The sequence below is a fragment of the Flavobacterium sp. 83 genome (assembly GCF_000744835.1).
Taxonomy (GTDB): domain Bacteria; phylum Bacteroidota; class Bacteroidia; order Flavobacteriales; family Flavobacteriaceae; genus Flavobacterium.
The window spans coordinates 1,516,978-1,536,623 of the sequence record NZ_JQMS01000001.1 but is presented as its reverse complement, the minus strand read 5'-3'; the positions used below and the strand labels follow the sequence as shown (position 1 = coordinate 1,536,623).

General features: G+C 32.3%; 15 protein-coding genes. 6 read left to right on the top strand and 9 right to left on the bottom strand.

The features are described from left to right. Nucleotides 1-199: 199 nt before the first annotated feature. Nucleotides 200-2,206 (bottom strand): glycoside hydrolase family 65 protein, encoded by a 2,007-nt coding sequence (locus T410_RS06760; protein WP_035669800.1) that lies wholly within the window; start codon nucleotides 2,204-2,206, stop codon nucleotides 200-202. A 196-nt stretch (nucleotides 2,207-2,402) separates the two neighbouring features. Here T410_RS06760 and T410_RS06755 point away from each other — a divergent pair, with 196 nt between their 5' ends. The 6 genes from T410_RS06755 (at nucleotide 2,403) to T410_RS06730 (ending at nucleotide 10,486) form a co-directional block, all read left to right on the top strand. Next, complete coding sequence (locus tag T410_RS06755; RefSeq protein ID WP_035669799.1) at nucleotides 2,403-3,998, top strand: glycoside hydrolase family 32 protein; 1,596 nt, start codon at nucleotides 2,403-2,405, stop codon at nucleotides 3,996-3,998. A 53-nt stretch (nucleotides 3,999-4,051) separates the two neighbouring features. Continuing rightward, nucleotides 4,052-5,383, top strand: coding sequence for a sugar porter family MFS transporter (locus tag T410_RS06750; protein WP_035669797.1), 1,332 nt, complete (start codon nucleotides 4,052-4,054; stop codon nucleotides 5,381-5,383). After that, nucleotides 5,376-6,284, top strand: a complete 909-nt coding sequence (locus tag T410_RS06745; protein WP_035669795.1) for a carbohydrate kinase — start codon at nucleotides 5,376-5,378, stop codon at nucleotides 6,282-6,284. Before T410_RS06750 ends, T410_RS06745 begins: the two co-directional genes overlap by 8 nt. A gap of 111 nt (nucleotides 6,285-6,395) precedes the next feature. Continuing rightward, nucleotides 6,396-8,066, top strand: a complete 1,671-nt coding sequence (locus tag T410_RS06740) for an alpha-glucosidase (protein WP_238567350.1) — start codon at nucleotides 6,396-6,398, stop codon at nucleotides 8,064-8,066. A gap of 130 nt (nucleotides 8,067-8,196) precedes the next feature. After that, nucleotides 8,197-9,216: a LacI family DNA-binding transcriptional regulator gene (locus tag T410_RS06735; protein ID WP_035669791.1), complete on the top strand. Its 1,020-nt coding sequence runs from the start codon at nucleotides 8,197-8,199 to the stop codon at nucleotides 9,214-9,216. A 232-nt stretch (nucleotides 9,217-9,448) separates the two neighbouring features. Then, a complete protein-coding gene (locus T410_RS06730; protein ID WP_035669788.1) occupies nucleotides 9,449-10,486 on the top strand; it encodes a LacI family DNA-binding transcriptional regulator in 1,038 nt (345 codons plus the stop codon). A gap of 19 nt (nucleotides 10,487-10,505) precedes the next feature. Here the strand turns inward: T410_RS06730 and queG are convergent, their stop codons facing one another. From queG to nrfD, 8 genes are all read right to left on the bottom strand, one after another. Beyond that, nucleotides 10,506-11,426, bottom strand: a complete 921-nt coding sequence (gene queG / locus T410_RS06725) for a tRNA epoxyqueuosine(34) reductase QueG (protein ID WP_081897814.1) — start codon at nucleotides 11,424-11,426, stop codon at nucleotides 10,506-10,508. A 155-nt stretch (nucleotides 11,427-11,581) separates the two neighbouring features. Continuing rightward, nucleotides 11,582-12,604, bottom strand: coding sequence for a Holliday junction branch migration DNA helicase RuvB (gene ruvB, locus T410_RS06720; RefSeq protein WP_035669782.1), 1,023 nt, complete (start codon nucleotides 12,602-12,604; stop codon nucleotides 11,582-11,584). 171 nt (nucleotides 12,605-12,775) lie between these two features. Continuing rightward, nucleotides 12,776-14,572, bottom strand: coding sequence for a cbb3-type cytochrome c oxidase subunit I (locus T410_RS06715; RefSeq protein ID WP_035669779.1), 1,797 nt, complete (start codon nucleotides 14,570-14,572; stop codon nucleotides 12,776-12,778). Nucleotides 14,573-14,603: 31 nt separating this feature from the next. Further along, on the bottom strand, nucleotides 14,604-15,758 hold the full coding sequence (locus T410_RS06710; RefSeq protein ID WP_035669776.1) for a cytochrome c oxidase subunit II: 1,155 nt from the start codon (nucleotides 15,756-15,758) through the stop codon (nucleotides 14,604-14,606). A 19-nt stretch (nucleotides 15,759-15,777) separates the two neighbouring features. Continuing rightward, a complete protein-coding gene (locus tag T410_RS06705) occupies nucleotides 15,778-17,130 on the bottom strand; it encodes a hypothetical protein (protein ID WP_035669773.1) in 1,353 nt (450 codons plus the stop codon). A gap of 27 nt (nucleotides 17,131-17,157) precedes the next feature. Beyond that, nucleotides 17,158-17,706, bottom strand: coding sequence for a cytochrome c (locus tag T410_RS06700; protein WP_035669771.1), 549 nt, complete (start codon nucleotides 17,704-17,706; stop codon nucleotides 17,158-17,160). A gap of 8 nt (nucleotides 17,707-17,714) precedes the next feature. After that, complete coding sequence (locus T410_RS06695) at nucleotides 17,715-18,239, bottom strand: DUF3341 domain-containing protein (RefSeq protein WP_035669768.1); 525 nt, start codon at nucleotides 18,237-18,239, stop codon at nucleotides 17,715-17,717. Continuing rightward, nucleotides 18,232-19,635 (bottom strand): NrfD/PsrC family molybdoenzyme membrane anchor subunit, encoded by a 1,404-nt coding sequence (nrfD, locus tag T410_RS06690; RefSeq protein ID WP_035669766.1) that lies wholly within the window; start codon nucleotides 19,633-19,635, stop codon nucleotides 18,232-18,234. The genes T410_RS06695 and nrfD overlap by 8 nt, the downstream gene beginning before the upstream one ends. Nucleotides 19,636-19,646 lie beyond the last annotated feature (11 nt).

Here is a 19,646-nt window from a genome sequence, read left to right as displayed (position 1 = left end):
AGCAAACCTCTTCTCTTTTTATCATAAAAGCAATACTAAATTGAAATTCAGACTTTTTTAAACAACTAACCTCTCTATTATGATTTTACAATAAATATAAATAATAAGTTAATTTCATAAAAAAACCACGAATATACCTGTTCAGATCCTTTAGAAAAGATTAACAAGTGTATTCGTGGCAATAAACTATTGTAAACTATTATTCTATTGTAATTGTTTTGTTATCCATTCCCAAACCAATTATTTTTAACGACTTCCATTTTTTAGGAAGCAGTCCTTTATTATACTTCAATCCATGATCTGTTTGTTCAACACCTCCAAAACCATAAATTACGGCTTGAAGCATCGCACCAGCTCCCGTTGCAAAATAAGGATTATTACTATTTGCTGATTCAGAAAACACACCAAAAGGAGGTCGGCTATTTGGCAAATAGGATTTTACAAAATAACTATACGCTTTTTCCTTATCCCCTAATCTAGCATACAAAACGGACAAAACTCCTGAAGCCATTGCCGGACCATCTTTTTTATCAATTTTTTCAGTGTAATATTCCAAATCTTTTTCTATTTGTGCTTTATCAGTAATAATATGTAACGGATATGCTAATAAATTCACATCGGCTTGTTTTATAATCTGTCCTTTATATCCTTTGTAATTTTGGGTAATTCCATTTTCAGTATGAATTACTAATTTTTCAGAAACAGCAATCCATTTCGGATCAATTGGCTCATTCAAAATTGTGGCTGCCTTAATAGTATTTTTTAATGATTCAATAGCTGAAGCATTTGTAAAAGCATTATCATCGACATGCTGCGCATATTCATCGGCTCCTACAACATTTAAAATAGAATAACTTCCATCTTGATTCTTAACAACTCGACTTACCCAAAAATCAGCAGTTTCTTTTAATACACTCCATTCTTTTCTTAACCAAGACTTATCCTGAGTGTAAGCGTAATAATTCCAAAATGCAATCGAAACATCAGCTGTAATGTGTTGTTCAAAGATTCCTGTCAAAGCCCAAGTTGGCGTTGCTTCTTCTCCTGTGTCATCAGATTCCCATGGAAACATAGCACCTTTATATCCATATATCGTAGCTTTCTGTTTTGCTTTCTGCAAGCGATCATAACGATAATCCAAACATGATTTTGCCATATCAGGCTGCAATGCCAAAAGTGTAGGATACATCCAAAGTTCGCTATCCCAAAAAATATGCCCATTATAACCTTGAGAAGACAATCCCATAGGCGCAACACTTTGTCTAGTTTCTGGACGTATATAGGAATACAAATTATACAAAGCGAATCTTACCCGCTGTTGTGCATCTAAATCTCCTTCAATTTGAATGTCTCCAGTATTCCATAATTCAGCCCAAGCTTCTTTATGACGATTCAATAAATTATCAATTCCTTGTTGCAATGCATATATAGGTTGTCTTTCTGATTCGTTCAATGGATCCGTTATATCCTTTGAAGTACAAATCCCTCCGGCAATAGCAAATCGATATTTTTTTCCTTTTAATAATTTTTTAGAAAAACCAACTTCATTTCCAGTTTGCTTCAACGCTTCACTTTGCCCGTCAAAAAGAAAAGTTGTAGAGGCTGAAACAGTATATTTCCCAGTTAATGTTTTTGCAGTTGTTCCAAAAACCGGCATTAAATACTGATTATCTTTTAATACACGAAACTGACTTTTCGCATCTTTCAGCTCATCAGGAACAACCATATAATTATTAGCTGCTATTTCGATGTCTTTGTTAGGAGTAATTTCGACAATTGCCATAGCTGAATAAGGAACCGCTCTATTAGCTAAAATAGTATAATTAATACTTGCAAAATCTTTAAACATAAATGAAGTTGTACTAGTCCCTTCTTTCATAGAAACGACTTGACTCCAATTATCAATATTGTCCGATTTTATTTCTTGATTGTTTATAATAAGGTGTAGGTTTAAAAATTCAATTCCTCTTACAATTCTGCTTATTCCATTTTCAGGACTACCATCGTAAACGCCATTAAGAATTATCTCTTTTGTTTTTAAAGGGGTATCGTCAGTAACAATCCCGATTTGACCATTTGCCATAGCAACTCCATAATAATTTTGTCTGGAGTTTGCATACAAATGCCATTCATCTGATTTTATTTGACCAAAAACAATTGGACTTACCAAAAACAAGAAGAACAAGCTTTTAAAATTTGAATTCATAGTCGTAATTTTTAATAATATACTCAAACTTATACAATTAATCCGTTAAATAATTATATAATTCGATATAGTACATTGATTACAAATCGAAAACGTTTTCGACAAATCGAAAACGTTTTTGATTATTACGAATTGAATAATTAAAAAAAATAATTCTATTTTTATAGAGATACAATAAAAATAAATGAATTTTTAAATGAAGTTCACAAGTAAAACGCTACTAATCTTATTATTATTCGGGACTTTAAAATTATTATTTTCTTGTAAAAAAGAAGAAAATAATGCCGTCATAACTGTTAATTCTTCTGAAAAAATAAAAAGTGATTCTTCAAAAATATTCAAAGAACCTTTTCGACCGCAATTTCATTTCTCCCCAGAAAAAAAATGGATGAATGACCCTAATGGGATGGTATATTATAAAGGTATCTATCACCTGTTTTACCAATACTATCCAAATGATATTGTATGGGGACCGATGCATTGGGGACATGCGACGAGTACCGATTTAATTCATTGGAAACATAAAAAAATCGCCTTATTCCCTGATAAACTTGGACTCATATTTTCGGGCAGCGCAGTAGTAGACTTAAACAACACTTCCGGACTGGGAACTAAAGAAACCCCTCCAATGGTCGCCATTTATACCTATCACAATATGGAAGGAGAAAAGGCTGGAAAAACAAACTTTCAAACACAAGGGCTGGCTTACAGTTTAGACGATGGAAACACTTGGGAGAAATATAAAGGAAATCCAATTATAGAAAACTCGGGGTTAAAAGATTTTAGAGATCCTAAAGTTTTTTGGAATACAAAAACTAATCTTTGGAATTTAGTATTGGTAGCTGGTGACCACGCACAATTTTATACTTCAAAAAACTTAATAAATTGGACATTCGCAAGCGAATTTGGCAAAAATAATGGCGCTCATGGTGGCGTTTGGGAATGTCCTGATATTTTCAAATTAAAAGTAGCCAATTCAAATGAAGAAAAATGGGTATTACTTGTTAGTATCAATCCTGGGGCACCAAATGGTGGTTCAGGGACACAATACTTCATAGGAGATTTTGACGGTAAAAATTTCCAAACAACCCAAAAAGAAACTAAATGGATTGATTATGGAACAGATAACTACGCAGGTGTTACGTATAATGATGCCCCAAATGACAGACGCCTCTTTATTGGCTGGATGAGTAACTGGCAATACGCACGAAATACACCGACAAAAAACTGGAGAAGTGCCATGACACTTCCAAGAGAACTTGCACTAGAAAAATTAAATAATAATTATATCCTAAAGAGTACTCCAGTTGAAGAACTAAACAAACAATTTACTACTGAACTATCTAAAAATTTGTTATCGCTAAATGCAAATCATACTCTCACAATAAATTACGACAATATAAATCAATCCAATATAAAGTTTGAAGCCTATTCAAAAAATTTAAAATTAGTATTTTCTAACGATGCAAAAGATTCTTTAGTAATTGATTATGATGCCAAACAAAAAACATTCTCTATAGACAGAAGACATTCCGGAATTGTAAATTTTGAAGCCAATTTTGGAAAAGAAATTCACAAGACTTCAACCCCAAATATTATTTCAAAAACTATAAACTACCATATAATTTTAGATTGGTCTTCGATAGAAATTTTTCTCAATGATGGTATTTATACATTCACTGAGCAAATTTTCCCAAAAAAGCCTTACAATAAACTCAGCATTCAATCTAATGAAAATCAAGAAATTAAAAACATAAAAATAGCAAAAATAAAAGGAATTTGGCAAGACTAAAAGACTTTCATAAAAAATAAAAACAACCAAACTAACAACCAAAAAATATAAAAATGAATAACGTTCGAAATTGGTCTCTTACCGTAGCTGTAGCGGGATTTTTATTTGGCTTTGATACCGTAGTAATATCCGGCGCTAACTTACCAATAAAAGAATTATGGCATACAACACCATTATTTCATGGAATTTTTATCATGTCAATGGCATTGTGGGGAACTGTTTTAGGTTCTTTATTAGGAGGAATTCCATGTGATAAATGGGGCCGAAAGAAAACATTATTTTGGATTGGAATCCTGTTTTTAGTATCGGCTTTAGGTTCTGCCTTAGCGCCAAATCCCTACATCTTCTCTTTTTTTCGTTTTATTGGCGGAATAGGAGTTGGAGCTTCCTCAGTTGCTGCACCAATCTACATATCGGAGATTTCAACTCCGGAAAACAGAGGTAAATTAGGAACATTATTCCAATTCAATATCGTATTTGGAATCCTGATTGCATTTTTCTCTAATTATTTATTCGAAGGTTTTGCCGGAGCCAATGACTGGCGATGGATGATAGGAATCGTAGCCGTTCCTGCTTTGATTTATAGCATCATAGTTTTACAAATTCCAGACAGTCCGCGCTGGTTAATCTTAAAAAAAAGATATGATAAAGAAGGAATGAAAGTTCTTGAAATGATTTATAACAAAGAAGAGGCTTTAGAAAATTTCCATGAAATTAAAAAAGATTTGATAGACGTAACAATCAAAGAAACTATTTTTTCAAAAAAATACAAACTACCCATTATTTTAGCTTTTTTATTGGCATTTTTCAATCAATTATCTGGAATCAATTTTATCCTATATTATGCTCCCGAGATATTAGAAATGGCAGGATTAGGTTCGAAAGAATCTTTAATGAATTCCATTTTAATTGGATTGACTAATCTAATTTTCACGATTGCTGGAATGCGATTAATAGATGTTTTAGGAAGAAAACAATTGATGATTATTGGTTCTTTAGGTTATATCATTAGTTTAGGCTTGGTAGCGTTAGCCTTTTACTACAATATGGGAGCCATTATATTAATGTCATCTATTATGCTATTTATAGCCTCTCATGCTATTGGACAAGGAGCCGTAATATGGGTTTTTATCTCAGAGATATTCCCAAATAATGTTCGTGCAAATGGACAATCTTTCGGCACAGGAATTCACTGGATTTTCGCAGCATTAATTACTTTGGCTGGCCCCGTAGTTATTGATGTATTTAAAGAAAATCCTTGGCCAATATTTGCGTTTTTTGCATTTATGATGGTATTACAATTAGTTTTTGTATTGTTTATGATGCCCGAAACCAAAGGACTATCACTCGAAGAATTAGAACATAAAATGCTTAAAAATGGATAAAAGTAAAAAAGAACTCAGTATTGTTTGTTTTGGAGAAGTATTATTTGATGTTTTTCCGACACACAAAAAAATTGGCGGAGCACCTCTAAATGTTGCTCTTAGATTAGCATCACTTGGCGTAAAAGCAGAAATAATAAGCCGTATAGGTAATGATGAAATTGGCCGAGAAATGTTAGATTACATTAAAAAAAACGGTGTTTCTACAAACAGCATTCAAATAGACGACAACTTACCTACCGGAGAAGTACTCGTTCAATTGAATGATAAAGGATCCGCATCTTATACCATCAATTATCCGGCTGCATGGGATAAAATTGAATGCAATCCTGAAGCTGAAAATACTGTAAAAAAAGCAGATGCTTTTGCATTTGGAAGCCTCGTTTGCAGAGACTTAACTTCGTACGATACCTTATTAGAATTGATAAATTATGCAAAATATAAAATATTTGATGTAAATTTACGTACCCCTTTTTACACAAAAGAAATACTGATCAGTTTGATGCTACAATCTGATTTTATTAAATTTAATGATGATGAATTATATGAAATAAGTACTTTCCTAAACTCACCATATCATTCCTTAGAACAAAACATTCTTTTTATTGCTGAACGCACGAATACCAAACATATTTGTATAACAAAAGGAAGTCATGGCGCTGTTTTATATTATAATGAAAAAATGTATTATAACAGCGGTTATAAAATAGACGTCGTCGATACTGTAGGGTCAGGGGATTCCTTCTTAGCCGCTTTGTTAAGCAAGCTATTGACCACGAATGAACCTCAAAAAGCAATTGATTTTGCTTGTGCAATGGGAGCTTTAGTAGCAAAAAATACGGGCGCAAATCCAAAAATACCTATTAAGGAAATTGATGAATTTATGAATCCAGCAAAAAAATAATTTCAACTAATACCGATACTTTTAATACAAAGAACCATGAAACCGATTTTTTCTTTATGCTTATTTTCTACTCTGTTGCTATTATCAACTCAGGGTATATTCGCACAAAACATGTCAGTAAAAACAACTCCACAAAATGATTCCAAATGGTGGAAAGAAGCAGTAGTCTATCAAATATACCCTAGAAGTTTCAAGGATAGCGATGGTGATGGAGTTGGTGATTTAAAAGGTATTATATCTAAACTAGATTATGTAAAAAGCCTAGGAGTTGATGCAGTTTGGCTTAATCCAATTTACACTTCCCCTAATGATGATAACGGCTATGACATTAGCAATTATCGTGAAATCATGAAGGATTTTGGAACTATGGCCGATTTTGATCTTTTGTTAAAGGAAATGCACAAACGCGGCATTAAACTTATCATGGATCTAGTGGTCAATCACAGTAGCGACGAGCATGAATGGTTCAAACAATCCAGAAGTTCCCGAGATAATAAATACAGAGATTACTACCATTGGTGGCCAGCTGAAAAAGGAAAACCACCTTATAGATGGAGTTTTTTTGACGTAAATAGTGATGCTTGGAAATATGATAAACAAACAGACTCTTATTATCTTCATTATTTTTCTCAAAAGCAACCCGATTTAAATTGGGAAAATCCAAAAGTTAGAAATGAGGTGTATGACATTATGAAGTTTTGGTTAGACAAAGGCATAGACGGCTTTAGAATGGATGCTTTCCAATTTGCCTCTAAAGACACCACTTGGCCAGAATTACCCAAAGGATATGAAAAAAATATCATAAAATATTATGGTGTAGGCCCCCATTTACATGACTATTTACAAGAAATGAATAGAGAAGTTTTTAGCAAGTATGATATCATGACAGTTGCTGAAGGTGCAGGGAGTTCTCCTGAAGATGCTATGCTATTTGTAGATCCAGATCGAAAAGAATTAAACATGGCATACCATTTTGAAAGTGTTGATATTGGTAAACATTTAAAAGATATTGGTCTTATAAAATACAAAGATATTTTTTCTAGATACGACAAAGCGTTCAAAGATAAAGGATGGCTTGCTATATTCTTAGCCAATCACGATCAACCCAGAATGGTCAGTAAGTTTGGTAATGACACTCCAAAATTTAGAGCTATTTCTTCAAAAATGCTGTCTACTTTTATAATGACCATGAGAGGAACTCCTTATTATTATTATGGAGATGAATTAGGAATGGATAATATTCGTTTCAATTCTATTGATGATTATCATGATGTGGATACTCGTAACAAATACATTGGATTAAAAAATAAAGGAGGAGATTTGAATGCGTTTTTAGAAGGACAAAAACAAACATCAAGAGAAAATGGAAGAACTCCCTTTCAATGGAATACAACTAAGAATGCTGGTTTTACTACAGGAACACCATGGCTTAAGGCAAACCCAAATTACAAGACCTTGAATGCCGAAGCACAAGAAAAAGATCCAAATTCAGTATTGAATTATTTTAGAAAATTAGTACAATTACGCAAAAAAGAACCAACGCTTGTATATGGAAAATATACGCTATTAGACAGAGAAAATCCTAATGTATATGCCTACACAAGAGAATTAAATGGTAAAAAATTATTAGTACTATTAAATTTTACTGATAAAAATAGTCCCTACAAAACAGGGGTTTCAACTTCCAGATCTAAAATTATTTTGAACAATTATACCGAAGCTAAAAAAGCAAAAAACAATATTTTAAGACCTTATGAAGCTATTATAATGGAACTTAAATAATAATAAAATATATAAAATCAGTAATTTCAAATTAAACTGTTTCGGGAAATTGAATTACAATAAATTAATTGTAAATTCGTTTTCACGAAGCAGTTTTTTATTCGGCTTTTACTATTTAGAGTAATGAAATATGAATAATACCACTCTCAAACAAATTGCCTCCCAATTAGGAATTTCGATAACAACTGTTTCAAAGGCTTTGAAAGGCTATCCAGATGTAAGCGAAAAGACAAAAAAAGCAGTTATAGAGCTAGCCAATAAACTAAATTATACTCCAAACAGTTTTGCAGTAAACTTAAGAACAAAAGAGTCGAAGACAATTGGCTTGATAATCCCAACCTTGGTTCATGATTTCTTTTCAAATGTAATTCAAGGAATTCTTGAAGAAGCAGAAAAGAGAGATTATTTGGTTATTATTTTACAATCAAATGAAAAATTAGAATTTGAGAAAAAACAAATTGAGCTTTTATTAAACAAAAGAGTTGATGGAATCCTTATATCCTTATCAAATGAGACTGGAGAATTTGAGCATTTAAATACAATCCTTTCTCATAACACACCACTTGTGCTTTTTGATAAAATTGCAAAACTAGTCAATTGTTCTAAAGTGACTATTAATGATAGAAAAGCCGCTTATGATGCTGTTACCTATCTTATAAAAAAAGGATATAAAAAAATTGCCCATTTTAGAGGGTCATATTTACCACAAAATTCCATAGATCGATTTTTAGGATACAAAAAAGCTTTAGAAGACAATAATATAGCCTATGACTCATCTTTGGTCTATGTGTGTGAAAACAACATGGATTTTGAAAATGGTTACGAAAATGCAAAAAAAGTCGTTACTGAGCATCCTGATATCGATGCAATTTTTGCAGTTACTGATTTAGTCGCAATAGGAATCATTAAATATTTCAATGAAGTAAGGATTGCAATTCCAGAAAAAATAGCCGTTTTGGGATTTAGCAATTGGTTTATGTCTAGCGTAATGAGTCCTAAACTTACAACAGTTGACCAACCTGGATTTGAAATTGGAAAAAAATCAGCCTCAATTTTATTTGATGAAATTAATTTAAAAAAGAATAATTCTCCTATAATTTTTCAATCAATTGAATTAGAAACTAGCATAATAGAAAGAGATTCCACTTAAAAAGTAGCTTTTTTAATAAAACAATGATCAACCATTTTATGATTTAACAAATCCATATTAATTTATTTTTTTTGACAAAAATTTCAGAAATAAGATTAAAATTAATATCTTGGTGAAGAATATTTGAAGTTAAAACACTTTTTCATAAGCAACAACAAGGCATACATCAAATCCTAAAGAGAAACCGTTTCTAAGAAATATTTTCAAAATTAAATAAGTAGAAATACGATTCATGAAAGACATAACTCTTAAAGAAATTGCAACCAAACTCGGAATTTCAATAACAACCGTTTCAAAAGCTTTAAAAAATTATCCTGATGTTAGTGCAAAAACTAAACAAGCAGTAATTGATCTTGCTCAAAATCTACATTATACCCCTAATAGTTTTGCTGTAAATTTAAGAACAAAAGAATCTAAAACTATAGGATTAATTATTCCAGAAGTTGTACACCATTTTTTTTCGAATGTAGTAAATGCAATTATTGATGAAGCGGAGAAAAACGGCTATTTAGTTATAATATTACAATCAAATGAGTCACTGACTTTAGAAAAAAAACAAGTAGAATTATTGATTAAAAAAAGAGTCGATGGAATTATAATTTCACTCTCTAATGAGTCAAATAATGATGATCACTTAAAAGAAATAATCACTCGGAATATTCCTTTTGTAATGTTTGATAAAATCAACAAACTAATTTCTTGTTCGAAAGTAATTATAGATGATCAAAAAGCAGCATTTAATGCTGTTCAACATTTAATAGATAATAATTGTAAAAAGATTGTTCATATTCGTGGTCCTTTAAATCCTCAAAATTCAATTGACCGTTATATTGGATATAAAAAAGCATTAGAAAAAAACAACATTCCTTTTGATACCAAATTAGTCTATACTTGTGAAACAGTAAACTTTCAAGAAGGATTAGATTTTGCAAAACAAATAATAAAAGACCATCCAGATGTTGATGGAATATTTGCAGTTACGGATTTGGTTGCCGTTGGAGTTTTGTCTTATTTTAATGACAATAAAATTAAAGTTCCAGATCAAGTATCAGTAATCGGTTTTAGCAATTGGTTTATGTCACAAGTGCTTACACCAAAGTTAAGTACTGTAAATCAACCTAGCCATGAAATGGGAATTGAGTCTTTCAACTTATTATTAGAAGAAATGAATTGCCATAAAGAAGGAACTCCTTTTAAGCCAAGAACTATTGAATTAGACACTAATGTTATTATTAGAGAATCTTCTATAAAAAACATTCAAATTAATTAGCTTAATCTAGTACTCAAAGTTATTCTAGAAAATCAATATTTCTCTTTAACCCATCGAACTTTGCCCTTTTAAGAGGCGAATTTTCAAACACAACTTTAAACGTTTCTTCGGTAATTTCTTTCCAATCTTTTTTGGACATAGAAAGTAATTCTGGATTTGGATTAAATAAAGGTTCATTATGTGCTTTTGAAAACTTATTCCATGGACAAACGTCCTGACAGACATCACATCCAAATACCCAATCATCAAAATTTCCTTTCATTTCATGAGGAATATTCTCTTTAAGTTCTATAGTAAAATAAGAGATACATTTACTTCCATCTACAATATACGGTGCTACAATCGCTTCAGTTGGACAAGCGTCGATACAAGATGTACAGGTTCCACAATGATCCGATGTAGAATTATCATAATCTAAATCTAAATCTATAATGAGTTCAGCTATGAAGTAAAAAGAACCTACTTTTTGAGTTAATAAATTACTATTTTTACCTATCCAGCCTAAGCCACTTTTTGCAGCCCAAGCTTTATCCAATACTGGCGCAGAATCTACAAATGCACGACCTGAAACCTCACCAATAGTTGATTGGATAGAAAATAATAACTCCTTAAGCTTTTCTTTAATGACAAAATGATAATCTTGTCCAAAAGCATATTTAGAAATTTTGAAAGAATCTGGATTTTGAAATTTTTCTGGATAATAATTCAACAAAAGAGAAATTACACTTTTTGCATCATCAACTAGCAAGGTAGGGTTTAAACGTTTGTCGAAATGATTTTCCATATAGGACATTTCACCATTTCTGTTTTTATTTAACCAATTTTCTAATCGAGGCGCTTCCTCTTCTAAAAACTGAGCTTTGGAAATACCACACGCAAAAAAACCAAGGCGTTTTGCCTCGGATTTAATGAACGCTGTATATTTAGATTTTAAACTTATGACTAAAAATTTAAAATTGGCAATTAAATACTGGCCCTGATTAGTTCACTTAACTGCTATTTTTATTAGTGTTTAGTGAACTTCGTTTGAATTGATATCCTATCTCGTTATTTGACAAGATAGATTTAGTAAATAACAGGAATTAACTTAAGATATTAAAACAATCCGCCTTGAATATTTGTTTTTAACTTACCCAAATGTTTATAGGCTTTATCTGTGACTTCTCTACCTCTTGGAGTCCTCATAATAAAACCCTCTTGAATAAGGAATGGTTCATAAACTTCTTCGATAGTTTCACTACTTTCAGATACGGCAGTTGCCAAAGTTGATAAACCTACAGGGCCTCCTTTGAATTTTTCAATAATTGTAGTAAGTATTTTATTATCCATTTCGTCAAGACCATGAGCATCTACATTAAGTGCTTTTAGCGCATAACGAGCAATTTCAATGTCTATCTTACCATTACCTTTAATTTGTGCAAAATCACGAACACGACGCAATAAAGCATTTGCAATTCGGGGAGTACCTCTACTTCTACCTGCAATCTCTATTGCTGCTTCCATTGTGATAGGCATTTTAAAAATAGCTGCACTTCTCTCCACAATAGTGGTTAATAACTCGGTCGTATAATATTGCAACCTGGATGATATCCCAAAACGCGCTCTCATGGGTGCTGTTAGTAGTCCAGATCGTGTTGTAGCACCAATTAAAGTAAATGGATTTAGATTGATTTGAACAGTACGTGCATTTGGACCAGATTCAATCATAATATCAATTTTAAAGTCTTCCATTGCCGAATATAAATATTCTTCAACTATGGGGCTTAAACGATGGATTTCATCAATAAATAACACATCTCTTTCTTCAAGATTCGTTAATAAACCGGCTAAGTCTCCTGGCTTATCTAAAACAGGACCAGAAGTAATCTTAATTCCTACTTGAAGCTCATTTGCAAGAATATTAGCAAGAGTAGTTTTCCCTAAACCTGGAGGTCCATGGAAAAGGGTGTGATCAAGCGCTTCATTTCTTTGATTAGCTGCCTGAACAAAAACTTTTAAATTTTCCAATATCTGATCTTGACCGGCAAAATCATCGAATGAAAGAGGTCGCAATCTTTTTTCAAGATCAAGTTCATCCGCATTATAACCGTTTTTAGTTGGATCTAAATTTTCATTCATGAAACAAAGATAAAGAAAGAATTTAGTTTGGAAGAATTCCCTTTGAAGACTTTATAAAAATTATCAATAATCACAATAATAAAAAAGCAATACAACAAATATGTCGCTATATAGATACCTCAACTAAATAAAAAAGCCCCTACTTTATCAGTAGGGGCTAAAAGCTTTATTTTAATGATGAAGAACTTCTTCACCTTCTTTCATTGGAACATTTTGAGGCACAAAATCTACATCATGAGCAGGATTACTGTAATCATAAGGCCAACGGTGTACTTCAGGTATCTCACCCGGCCAGTTACCGTGAATATGTTCTACTGGAGCCGTCCATTCAAGAGTATTTGATTTCCATGGATTCTGAACAGATTTTTTACCATAGAATATACTACTGAAAAAGTTGTATAAAAATACCAATTGAAAAGCTCCACCAATTAATGCAAAAGTAGTAATAAGAACATTTACATTTTGTAAATCATCAAATAATGGAAAGTTTGTGTTTGTATAATAACGTCTTGGCAAACCTGCTAATCCTATAAAGTGCATTGGGAAGAAAACACCATAAGCACAGATTGCAGTCACCCAAAAGTGTACATATCCTAAATTCTTGTTTAACATTCTTCCAAACATTCTTGGAAACCAGTGATAAATACCTGCAAACATACCATAAAGAGCAGATATACCCATTACTAAGTGAAAGTGAGCAACTACAAAATATGTATCGTGAACATTAATATCCAATGTACTATCCCCAAGAATAATACCTGTCAAACCACCTGTAATAAAAGTAGAAACTAAACCTATTGAAAACAACATAGCAGGATTCAATTGTAAATTTCCTTTCCAAAGTGTTGTAATATAATTAAACGCTTTTACTGCAGAAGGAATAGCAATCAACAAAGTTGTAAATGTAAATACAGATCCTAAGAATGGATTCATACCAGAGATAAACATATGGTGACCCCAAACAATTGTAGATAAAAATGCGATAGCCAAAATTGACATAATCATCGCTCTATAACCAAAAATTGGTTTTCGAGAGTTAGTAGCAATAACTTCAGAAGTAATACCTAAAGCCGGTAATAATACAATATATACTTCCGGGTGTCCCAAGAACCAAAATAAGTGTTCAAACAATACTGGTGAACCTCCTTGGTAATGTAAAACTTCACCTGCTATATAAATATCAGACAAGAAGAATGAAGTACCAAAACTTCTATCAAAAATTAACAATAAAGCTGCTGATAACAAAACTGGAAAAGAAACTATACCAATAATAGCAGTTACAAAGAAAGCCCAAATTGTAAGTGGCAATCTTGTCATTGACATCCCTTTAGTTCTAAGATTAATTACAGTCACAACGTAATTTAAAGATCCCATTAAAGAAGAAGCAATAAATATAGCCATGGAAACTAACCATAAAGTCATACCAAGACCAGAACCAGAGATCGCTTGAGGGAGAGCACTTAAAGGCGGATAAATAGTCCAACCAGCATTTGCAGGTCCTGATTCAACAAATAAAGAACTTATCATGATAACACTTGACAAGAAAAACAACCAATAAGAAATCATATTCATAAATCCTGAAGCCATATCTCGCGCTCCAATTTGAAGTGGTATCAATAAATTACTAAAAGTTCCACTTAAACCTGCAGTAAGAACAAAAAATACCATTATAGTACCATGTATGGTAACTAATGATAAATAGATATCATTAGCCATTACCCCGTTTGGAGCCCATTTATCTCCAAGTAATATATTGAAAATCTTGAATGATTGCTCTGGCCATGCCAATTGCATTCTAAAAAGCATAGACATACCTACACCAATAACTCCCATAATAATACCGGTTAGCAAGTACTGTTTGGCAATCATTTTGTGATCAATACTAAAAATATATTTAGTAATGAAAGTGTCTTTATGATGATGTTCGTGTTCGTGATCGTGTCCGTGATCGTGACCTTCTGCTGACATATGTGTATACTTTAAATTTTTCTTAATAATATTATTTCATAGCTATTTTAGCAACAGCTGCCGTGTCTTTAGCACTAGTAGAATCTTTTCCAGTTCCTCCTTCTACTGGAGCAGGAATTTTCGACGTTTTTACTTCTTGTACTAAAGTCGCTTTTTCGCTTAACCATTTTTTATACTCTTCAGGAGTATCAACTATAACTTTCATTTGCATGTTATAATGTGAAGCTCCGCAAATTTTATTACATAATAACAAATAATCAAATGCGTAAGGATCTAAAGCGGTTTCACCATTAGCTACTAACTCAGCACTTTTCTTAGTTCTTATAGCATTAATATTGGCTACCTTTTCAATCATAAAAGGTAAATCTCTATATTCAGAAGTAGTGTATATTGGAGTAAAAGCGAATTCAGTAACCATACCCGGAACACAATTCATTTGAGCTCTAAAATATGGCATATAAGCTGAATGCAAAACATCCTGAGAACGCATCTTAAAATGTATTTTTTTTCCTTTAGGAATATGTAATTCTGACACAACAATATCATCTTGTGAATAAGGATCACCTAAATCCACACCAAGCGTATTAACACCTTCAATATATCTAACATTTGCTTTACCCAAAACATTATCATTTCCTGCATATCTAGCAGTCCATTTGAATTGTTGTGCATATAACTCAATTACTACTGTATCATCTTCATCATCAATAAACATAATATTAGTCCAAGCATAAAGACCATAAAGAATTAAACCCGCAAGTACAACTGCTGGAATAACACTCCAAATTGCTTCTAATTTATTATTATCAGCAAAATATAAAGCCTTTTGATCTTTTTTACCTCTATATTTAAAGGCAAAATAATGCAACAAAACTTGAGTGATTGCCTGAACAATAAATATTAAAACCCAAGTGATATTCATAAGATTATCAACAAGAGCACCATGCTCTGAAGCTGGTGTGTGAAGAACTAATGATCCCCATTTAAACAATCCATAGATCGTAAAAATATAAATGAATGCCAAGAAACCAAACATTAAATAACCTTGAACATTATTATCATTATCAGTAGCCACTTGAGAACTGTCCGAATTAGAACCTACTTGAGTTAAGTCAAATATTTTCGTCAATTGCCATAAAGCAACAGCTAATAAAACTAAAACTATAATTACCAACAAACTTGTCATCTGTTTCTTTGTTTAAATATTAATAATGAAAATGTTTACTCTCTTCTATGTATGGATTTCTTTTTGGCAACAAAGGAGCTTTAGTTAATGCTGTAAAAACAACAAAAATAAATAATCCAAGGAAGAAAAGAACAGAAGCAATTTCAGAAACACCAATAAACCATCTGTCTCCAACTGTACCAGGCATAATCATATTGAAGAAATCAATATAATGACCTAATAAAATTACTGTACCTGCCATAACTAAAATCCAAGTTATTCTTTTAAAATCAGTATTGATTAAAATCAATATTGGAAATAAGAAGTTCATAACTACAGCACCAAAGAAAGGAAGATTATATAATTGAATTCTAGTTACAAAATAAGTTATTTCTTCTGGTATATTAGCATACCAGATAAGCATAAATTGAGAAAACCATAAGTAAGTCCAGAAAACACTTATTCCAAACATAAATTTAGCTAAATCATGAATGTGACTCGTATTAACATTTTCTAAGTAACCTCTAGATTTTAAATATAAAGTAACCATAGTAATCATAGTTATTCCACTTACAAAGAAACTAGCAAAGACGTACCATCCAAACAATGTACTGGACCAATGTGGATCAATTGACATAATCCAATCCCAAGACATAATAGATTCTGTCACAATAAAGAAAACTAAGAAACCTGCTGAGATATTAAAGTTCTTTTTATAAGAAAGATTGTCAGAAGATGCGTCTTGGTCAATACAATTTTTTCTTGAATAATAACGATACAAATTCCAACCAACTAGGAAAATTGCAGCTCTAACTATCCAAAAAGGAAAGTTTAAATAGCCAGATTTATTAGCAATAATTTTATCGTGAGCAACAACCTCAGGATCCAACCAAATAAATAAACTATTAGAAGGAAAAATATGTAGTCCACAAATAATAAGAATTACGAAAAATATAACCGATCCAACCGGAAGATATGCCGTAATACCTTGCATTACTCTAAATAAAACAGGGGACCAACCTGCTTGAGCTACTTGTTGTATAGCGTAAAATGCTAAAACACCCATAGCAATAAGCATGAAGAAAATACAAGCAACATATAATGCAGCCCATGGTTTATTTTGTAGTTGTGTTAGAACATGAACAACATGTTCCTTGTGTTCAGCAGCTTCTTTAGCTTCATCAGATTTACTAATTTCTGTATGAGCTTCAGCTAAAGATGTTGAAACTTCATGCTTTGATTCCCCATGTCCTTCATGAGTTTCGGCAGCAAGTAGCTTTTCAACTTCTTGAATATCTTTTGGTGCAGTTAAAAAACCATATCCAATTCCTAAAAGGCCAACAGCCATTAAGACAAGAGAAAATGTTTTTAATTTACTTGAAAATGTATACATATCTATTACGATCAGTTTGTTCAACAATTATAATTTAGCTTTCAGTTTTAAAACATAAGATGCTACTAACCAACGTTCGTGTTGATTCAACTGGTTCGCATAAGACCCCATTGAATTTAAACCGTAAGTTTGAACATGAAAAACACTTCCTTCAGTTATCACCCTATCTTTATAACTTGGTACACCAAGAAATTTTCCTTGGGTTACTAATTTACCTTTACCGTTTCCTTCATTACCATGACAGATACCACAATAAATTTCAAACAACTCTTTAGATTTTTCAGCATCCTTTTCAGAAATTGAATCAAGAGGTGATTTTAAATTTAATTTAGCTAAATCATAACCAGCTGTAGAATTCTCATATCCATAAGGTTCAAAACCCCTATTTACTGTACCTTCTGGAGGTAGCTGACCTTCTTTACCATTCTTAAATGCATTTGACTCTTCATAAGTTTCATAACTTACGGGTTCATACATATTAGGCATGTATTGGTAATTAGGCTTCGAATTATCATGACAAGACGAAACTAAAATAGTAATACAAATTACAAATGTTATTTTATATAGACTTTTCATATCGACAATTAATTCTTTACAATTACTTTAACTTCTACTGCCCCTGTGCCTTCAAAAAAGGAAACTAATTCACTTTCATTGTCATTTACTGCAACTTCCATCAAAAAGTGATCATCTGTTGTTCTAACATCAGGATTCTCTGCTTGTTTAAAGGGCCATAACTTACTTCTCATATAAAAAGTAATAACCATTAAATGCGCAGCGAAAAAAACTGTTTCTTCAAACATAATTGGCACGAAAGAAGGCATGTTTTGAATATAACTAAAACTTGGCTTACCACCAATATCTTGAGGCCAATCTTGAATCATAATGTAATTCATCATCCAAGTACCAAAAGACAAACCTATTAAACCATATATAAAAGAACATATAGCTATCCTTGTTGGGGCAAGACCCATGGCTTTATCCAATCCGTGGACAGGAAAAGGAGTAAAAACTTCCTCAATATGATGATGAGCTGCACGTGTTTTTTTAACCGCGTCCATCAAAACATCATCGTCATTATAAATGGCGTATATTACTTTATTACTCATGATGTAAATCTTTATTTGCTTCTCTTTCTCTTTTGTAATTATCTCCTGTTCCTTTTAAAATTGTTTTTACTTCAGCTTGTGCTATTACAGGGAATGTTCTAGAATATAACAAAAACAACACAAAGAAAAAACCAATTGTTCCAATAAAAATTCCAATATCGACAAATGTTGGAGAAAACATTGTCCATGAAGAAGGAAGATAATCTCTATGTAACGATGTTACAATAATTACAAATCTTTCAAACCACATTCCAATATTAACAACAATCGAAATAATAAAAGAGAACATGATACTTGTTCTTAATTTTTTGAACCACATAAACTGTGGAGAGAAAACGTTACAAGTCATCATTGACCAATATGCCCACCAGTAAGGTCCAGTTGCTCTGTTTAAGAATGCATATTGTTCATATTCAACTCCTGAATACCAAGCTATAAAAAGCTCCGTGATATACGCAACCCCAACAATAGAACCTGTAATCATGATTACGATGTTCATTAATTCTATATGTTGAATAGTAATGTACGCTTCAAGGTTAGATACTTTTCTCATGATGATAAGCAAGGTATTTACCATTGCAAATCCTGAGAAAACAGCTCCAGCAACAAAGTACGGAGGGAAAATCGTAGTATGCCAACCTGGAATTACCGAGGTAGCAAAGTCCATGGATACAATGGTATGTACAGAAAGTACTAAAGGAGTTGCCAAACCTGCAAGAACCAAAGAAACTTCTTCAAAACGTTGCCAATCTTTTGCTCTACCGCTCCATCCAAAACTCAATATAGAATATACACGTTTGTTAAAAGGAGTAATAGCTCTATCTCTCAACATAGCAAAATCAGGTAACAAACCAGTCCACCAGAAAACTAATGAAACTGAAAGATACGTAGAGATTGCAAATACGTCCCAAAGCAAAGGAGAGTTAAAATTTACCCATAAAGAACCAAATTGATTCGGAATTGGTAAAACCCAATAGGCTAACCATGGACGACCCATGTGTATAATTGGAAATAAACCTGCTTGAATTACAGAAAAAATGGTCATTGCCTCCGCAGAACGGTTAATTGCCATTCTCCATCTTTGACGGAAAAGCAATAATACGGCTGAAATTAATGTTCCTGCGTGACCGATACCTACCCACCAAACGAAGTTAGTGATATCCCAAGCCCAACCTACAGTTTTATTTAATCCCCATGTTCCAATACCTGTAGACACGGTGTAAATGATACAACCCATTCCCCAAAGAAACGCGGTTAATGCAATTGAAAATACAATCCACCAATGTTTGTTTGCTTTACCTTCTACAGGCGCAGCTACATCTACAGTTACATCGTGATAAGATTTATCACCTATAACTAAGGGTTTTCTAATGGTTGCTTCGTAGTGAGACGACATAATCCTTTATA